This window comes from Streptomyces sp. NPDC057302, from assembly GCF_042667685.1.
GTDB lineage: Bacteria > Actinomycetota > Actinomycetes > Streptomycetales > Streptomycetaceae > Streptomyces.
In genome coordinates this window covers 1-3,573 of record NZ_JBHUZJ010000164.1, presented here as the reverse complement: position 1 = coordinate 3,573, position 3,573 = coordinate 1, and the positions used below count along the sequence as shown (strand labels likewise).

2 protein-coding genes are annotated in these 3,573 nt (G+C 66.9%); one reads left to right on the top strand and one right to left on the bottom strand.

What is annotated here, in order from left to right; genetic code table 11:
- Positions 1-43 precede the first annotated feature (43 nt).
- On the bottom strand, positions 44-1,699 hold the full coding sequence (locus ACFUPX_RS43990; RefSeq protein ID WP_383335369.1) for a methyltransferase domain-containing protein: 1,656 nt from the start codon (positions 1,697-1,699) through the stop codon (positions 44-46).
- 307 nt (positions 1,700-2,006) lie between these two features.
- Between ACFUPX_RS43990 and ACFUPX_RS43985 the strand changes: the two genes are divergently transcribed.
- Complete coding sequence (locus ACFUPX_RS43985) at positions 2,007-3,515, top strand: hypothetical protein (protein ID WP_383335367.1); 1,509 nt, start codon at positions 2,007-2,009, stop codon at positions 3,513-3,515.
- The last annotated feature ends 58 nt before the right edge of the window (positions 3,516-3,573 follow it).

Here is a 3,573-nt window from a genome sequence, read left to right as displayed (position 1 = left end):
GCGCAGAACGCAGAACCGCGCCGACCGCCGCGCGAAGGGTCTCTCAGTCGCGTACGAAGTGGAAGATGCCCCACGTCAGATGCTTCTGGCGGCCCCCGTCGATCCAGTGGCCCAGGCCCTTCTTCATCTGGGTCAGATAGTCGTGGCTGATCTGCCGGGCCAGACCGTCCGCCTCCTGCCGCGCCGTCTCCTCGAGGACGCGGGCGTAGTGCGTGGTCAGCTGTTCGCCGTGCTCCTCGAAGCCTCCGTCCGTGCCGTCGGCAGGAGTGAAGCCGAGCCGGGACAGCTCCCGCCGGTAGAAGCCGGGCGAGCCCATGTCGTCAAGGTGGATGCGGTCGAGGATCGGCTGGAGCACGCCCGGCGGGCAGTCGTCCGCGGCCATCGGGTCGGTGAAGATCAGGTGGCCGCCGGGCCGGAGCACCCGGGCGATCTCCTCCAGGACCTTGACGCGGTTTCCGCTGTGCAGGAAGGCGTCCTGGGACCAGACGACGTCGACCTCCCCGTCGCCGTACGGAATGTCCTCGAAGGAGCCGTCCACGACCTCGATGCGCTCGGTCAGGCCGCGGCCCGCGTTCAGCTCCTTGTGGCGCCGGTTCTCGACCTCGCTCAGGTTGAGCGCGATCACCCGGCAGCCGTGCCCCCCTGCCAGCTGACGGGCGGAGCCGCCGAAGCCCGAGCCGAGGTCGAGGACCACCGACTCGCTGGTCAGAGGCAGTTTGCCCGCCATCCGCCGGACCGTGCGGCGGCTGGCGTCCGCGATCGGTTCGCCCGGGGTGTCGTAGAGGCCGATGTGGATGTCCTCGCCGCCCCACACCTTGGCGTAGAAGGTGTCCGCGTCGTGCGAGTTGTAGTAGCTGCGGGCGGTGCCGACCGCGCCGGTGTAGCGGCCGTCCGATCCGTCCTCCGTGCGGTACTCCTTCTCCGCCACGTGCACGAAGAAGTCCGGCTGCTCGCCGCGGTACGTGTGCTGGAAGTCGCCGTACGTCTCCACCCGCTGGAAGCCCACGTCCGTCATGAGCTTTCTGGTGTAGTCCTTGCGCAGCGGGAACATGTTGAGGTGGTACACGGAGTCGTCCGGGAACTGGTACCGCATGCGGCACAGCCCCTCGTCGACGTACTCCGGCTCCACGGCGACGTCCTCGCCGCAGTAGTAGTACCTGTGCTTACTGGTGTAGCCGTCGTCGAGGATCGCGTCGTAGTTGCGCTGGTCGAGGACGAGGATGCCGTCGTGCTTGAGCATCGCGTAGAACTCGGCGAGCGCCTTGCGGCGGTCGCGTTCGGAGAACAGGTGCGTGAAGGAGTTGCCGAGACAGACGATGGCGTCGTACTCGCCGTGCACGTCGCGGTTGAGCCAGCGCCAGTCGGCCTGGACGACCCGCATGATGTGGCCGCCCTTCTGCATGCCGTTCGCGAAGGCCATGGACAGCATCTCGGCACTGCCGTCGGCGCTGACGGTCTCGAATCCCGTGGCGAGCAGCTGCACCGAGTGGAATCCGGTGCCCGTCGCGACGTCCAGGACGCTTCGCACACCCCGTTTGCGCAGCAGATCGACGAAGAACGTCCCTTCGCTCTCCGCCCGCTTCTCCCAATCTATGAGTGAGTCCCACTTCTCGACGAAGCTGGGTACGTATTCCTCCGTGTAGTGACCGGTTTCACGTACTTCGACAGGGTTGTCGCCGAACTCTTGGGCCGGTTGCACGATGATGGAGAACCCTTCAATTGTAGGGATTCTTCTCTTACGTGACTCTGCTCTTGCGTGGCTCGCGATCGCATGTTGGCTGGTTCGCCCGGGTATGACCGGGCGACTCGGGTCCGGTTGGCGAGGGCATCGCTATCCACCTTCTGGAGCTTCATTCCTCCAACTGCCGTATACATGGCGGAAGCTGTCCGTCTGCTCCTCATACGCATCAGCGGCGTAGAAACTGCGTACATCCATGCCTCGCCGCGAGTGCACCGCATCGCGGTGGGAACCAGGAGTTCTCGCCAAACGGGAGCGGGAGTGAGCCATGTCGCAACAGGATGCGTTTCACGACTTCGGTGCCCTGCATTTCGGCCGACGGGCCGAGTTCGATCAGGCCGAGGTGCAGAGGGTTCACGAGGCTTTACGGGACAGCGGTGTTCGGGACTTGTACGTGCTGGTGCACGGCGCCCACAACGATGAGGCGGTGGCCACAGCCGCCGACGGCGCGTTCAGCGGGATGCTCGCCGACGCGTGGGCAGACGCTTCGGGCACGGTGGGGTGTCTCTCGGTGCGGTGGCCGTCGCTGTGCTTCAGGGACGAGGGCATCCCGGGTGTGGCGGAACACGAGACGAAGCGTGAGCGGGACGCGTACCCCGGCATCAGCGAGGCGATGAGTGAGGATCTGGCGCGGCATCTGCCCGACAGCGCGGCCCCGTTGGCCGAGATCGTCCGGCTGCTGAATGGGCAGCCCCCGCACGAGGGGGCGTTCGACGACCTCGGCTCCGCGCTGCGTCGGATCGCGGAAACCCCCTTGCAGGATCCGCTGACCGAGTTCGCCGCCGACACCGAGGGCGAGGTGCTGCCGCAGACCGACCCGCTCATGCTGTTCGAGGACACGAAGACGATGTGCAGCGAATTCGCCGCCGCGCTGGACGACTTGACCGGCCCCGAGGACACGAAGCCGGGCGAGGCCGCCCGTCACGAGTCCGGCACCGGCAAGTCCGGCTCCCCCGTGTCCAAGGCGGGCACGCTCCCCGAGATCCGGGTGGCGGGGCACAGGCCGGCCACGCCACTCAGCGACCGGGTCAACAGGACCGGCACGATTGCCGCGGGTGGTCCTGTGGGGCAGGACCGCGATCAGCTGGATTCCGCGGACTCGTGGCGCGGGGCTCATGAGCTGTTCCGCCAGGTGGTACGTCATGTGCTGCGGCGCCGCGCGGGCGTGGTGGGGCAGGCGGGCCTGGGGCCCTGCCTCGCGGCCTTGGTCGACGCGTGCGAGACGCGGATCCATCTGGTCGGCCACGGGCTGGGAGGCCGCCTGGCCGGATTCGCGCTGCGCGGCCTGGAGAGTCAGGGTTCGGACTCGGTCATGCTCGGGTCCCTGACGCTCATACAGGCGGAGATGTCACACTTCGTCTTTGCCGACAGCTTGCCCCAACAGGTCTCCGGGCACGGCGCGTTGTGGAATCAACGGCGCCTGATCAGCGGGCCCTTGCTCTGCACCTTCTCCCATCTCGACACCCACCTGGGCGTGATGTATCCGCTGTCCGCCCAGATGATCGGCGACTCGGCGGAGCTGGCCACCATGAGCCGCAAATGGGGAGCCCTGGGCTTCGACGGGATCCAGGGCATCGACGGCCCTCCCGACACGACCTTGAGCGACACCTTGGGCGACGCGCAGGAGCGGAATCTGAGCGAGATGCCTTACACGAACGTGGACGCCTCCTCGCTCTTCCGGTCCGACAACGTGCCGATGGGAGGTCATCATCACGTCGTCCACGCGGAGATAGGCCGACTGCTGCGGAAGGTGGCGGAGAGCTGCGCCGAGAAGTGACGCTGTGATGACTGATGACACATAACGGATGACATCGACAGAGTGCCCCGCGCTGACG

What these genes read in the sequence shown, in the direction of transcription:
- ACFUPX_RS43985 (WP_383335367.1), top strand. Translation starts at nt 2,007, where the DNA reads ATGTCGCAACAGGATGCGTTTCACGACTTCGGTGCCCTGCATTTCGGC.